Raw genomic sequence first — 2,760 nt, 5'->3', positions numbered from 1 at the left:
ATGGCGGAGGGCGTCCGCGCCGCCGGCGAACCCGACCTCTACCTCTTCACCGACGCCGACATCGCCTACGCGCCCGGCACCCTGCGGCGGCTCGTCCGCGCGGCCGCCGGGGAGCGGCGCGACCTCGTCTCCCAGATGGCGACGCTGAGCGTCCGCACCCGCTGGGAACGGGTGATCGTGCCCGCGTTCGTGTACTTCTTCGCGCAGCTCTACCCGTTCCGCCGCGTCACCCGCGACGGGGCCCGCACCGCCGCCGCGGCCGGCGGCTGCATGCTCGTCCGGCGCGACGTCCTGGAGAAGGCGGGCGGCGTCGCGGCGATCCGCGGCGCGCTGATCGACGACGTCGCGATGGGACGCCTCGTCAAGCGCGCCGGCGGGCGCTGCCGCCTCGACCTGAGCCGGGACGTGGTCAGCCGCCGCCCCTACCCGCGCCTCGCCGACCTGTGGATGATGATCGCCCGCAGCGCCTACCACCAGCTGCGCTACTCGCCCGCGCTGCTGGCGGGCACCGTCCTCGGCCTGCTGCTGCTCTATGCCGTCCCGCCCGCCGCGACCATTACCGGGGCCGTCGCCGCTGACAGCACGGCGCTGGCCGCGGGCGCCGTCGCCTGGGCGCTCATGACCCTCACCTACGTGCCGATGCTCCGCTTCTACGGCCTGTCGCCGTTGCGCGCCCTCGGGCTGCCGCTCGTCGCGCTCATGTACGCCGCCATGACGGTCGATTCCGCGCGCCGCCACCGCGCCGGCAGGGGCGGCGCGTGGAAGGGGCGCACGGTCCGCGCGCCGCTGCGGGACTGAGGCCGCCGCTTTTGTCGCCGCACGACAAAACCGGCGGCGCCGATGTGTTCCGGACTTCATTGGAGTAAGTGTCCAATTACGTTACGGTCGGGTGGCCGTCACGCCGACGGCAGGCGAAGACGAAGGGTTACCCGCCATGTCCATCACCGTCCGCCGGGTGCTGCGCACCGTGGCGGCGTCCTGCGTCGCGCTCGCCATGGCGGCGACCGCCCTGCAGGGCACGGCCGCCGCAGCACCGCAGGACAGCAGCCCCCCGGCCGAGGATCCGTTCTACACGCCGCCCGCACCGCTCCCGGCGGGCGCTCCCGGCGACGTCATCAGGTCGCGCCCCGCAGTGTTCAGCATGGACCCGATCGGCCGTTCGCCGTACGAGGGCGTCACGTCGTGGCAGGTGCTGTACCGGTCGGAGACGGTGCAGGGCGCGCCGACCGCCGTGTCCGGGATGGTGCTCGTCCCGACCAAGGCGTGGACGGGCCCGGGCAAGCGCCCGCTCGTCTCCTACGCCGTCGGGACGCGCGGCCTCGGCGACGCGTGCGCCCCGTCCTACACCCTCACCCAGGGCATGGACTACGAGATGTTCTTCGTCGCGGACGCGCTCAGCCGCGGCTGGGCCGTCGCCGTCACCGACATGGAGGGCCTCGGCACGCCCGGCCAGCACACCTACGAGGTGGGCGGCTCCCAGGGCAAGGCCGTGCTGAACATGGCGCGGGCCGCGCAGCGCCTCCCGGACGCCGGCCTCGACGGCTCGCCGGTCGGCCTGTGGGGCTACTCGCAGGGCGGGACGTCCTCGGGCTGGGCGGCGCAGCTGGCCGACAGCTACGCGCCTGAGCTGGACATCAAGGGCGCGTTCGCGGGCGGCGTCCCCGCCGACCTGCTGGCGGTCGCCAAGGGCCTGGACGGCTCCCCGTTCGTCGGCCTGATGTTCATGGCGGCGGTCGGCTACGACACCGCCTACCCCGAGCTGGACCTGGAGAAGTACCTCAACGACGCCGGCCGCGAGCTGCTGAAGAAGGCCGAGAGTCTCTGCCTGGTCAGCGTCGACGGCATCGGCACCCTCGCCGGGACGCTGTTCAAGAAGATCAGCGACTACACCACCAGCGACCCGCTGGCCACGCCCGAGTGGCGGCAGCGGCTGGACGAGAACAAGCTCGGCTCCGCCGCCCCGTCCGTCCCGGTCTTCCAGACGCAGGCCGTCTACGACGAGATCATCCCGTTCGCGCAGGCCGACACCCTGCACAAGGCGTGGTGCGCGAAGGGCGCGAACCTGACCTGGAAGAGCTACACGTTCGCCGAGCACGCGACCGGCATGCTCTGGAGCGAGCCCGACGCGATGGCGTTCCTGTCCGACCGGTTCGCGGGCAAGCCCGTCACCGGCAACTGCGCCGCCTGATTCCGATCGCCGGGAACTCCATGGGGCCGTCCCGTCCTCGCAGAGGGCAGGATGGCCCCATGGACTTGGTGGAGTTCCTCCGCGCCCGGCTGGCCCGGGACGAGCAGATCGCCCGCGACTGCGCGTCCGCCCCCTGGAAGGCCACGCCCTCCGGGACCGTCGACACCGACGCGGACGACCCCGCCTTCGTCGCCAAGGCCGAGAACGACGCCTACGCCGAGCACATCGCCCGCCACCACCCGGCCCGGACGCTCGCCGAGGTCGCCGCCAGGCGCCGGATCGTCGACGACTACGAGAAGAACGCCTGGATCCTCGGGCAGGGCCATCGCACGTCCGAGTCGGAGGCGGCGCAGGCCGTCCGCGAATCGGTGCTGCGCCTGCTGGCCCTCCCGTACGCCACGCACCCCGCCTACCAGGAGGAATGGCGCCCCGGAGCGGCCTAGGCGGCGGTGATCAGCGCCGGGTGCTCGGGGTCGTCCACCTTCAGGACGACGTCCGCGGTGCGCACCGGAGCCACCTCCGCGTCGTAGCGCGCGTAGGCGGGCAGCGTCCACATCCGGTCATCCGGCGTG

Annotated in this window: 3 protein-coding genes; all 3 read left to right on the top strand. The window is 73.2% G+C overall.

Annotated elements, in window-relative coordinates; all coding sequences use genetic code 11:
* A partial coding sequence (locus ETD96_RS43170; RefSeq protein ID WP_138642255.1) for a glycosyltransferase occupies positions 1–798 on the top strand: 798 nt, incomplete at its 5' end.
* Between the two features lie 136 nt (positions 799–934).
* Entirely contained in the window at positions 935–2,188 is a 1,254-nt protein-coding gene (locus ETD96_RS43165) for a lipase family protein (RefSeq protein WP_138642254.1), read from the top strand.
* A gap of 59 nt (positions 2,189–2,247) precedes the next feature.
* Complete coding sequence (locus ETD96_RS43160; protein WP_138642253.1) at positions 2,248–2,631, top strand: DUF6221 family protein; 384 nt, start codon at positions 2,248–2,250, stop codon at positions 2,629–2,631.
* Positions 2,632–2,760: the final 129 nt, after the last annotated feature.

Source organism: Actinomadura geliboluensis, assembly GCF_005889745.1.
In the GTDB taxonomy this organism is placed as follows: Bacteria; Actinomycetota; Actinomycetes; order Streptosporangiales; family Streptosporangiaceae; genus Spirillospora; species Spirillospora geliboluensis.
This window is presented reverse-complemented; position numbering and strand designations above follow the sequence as displayed.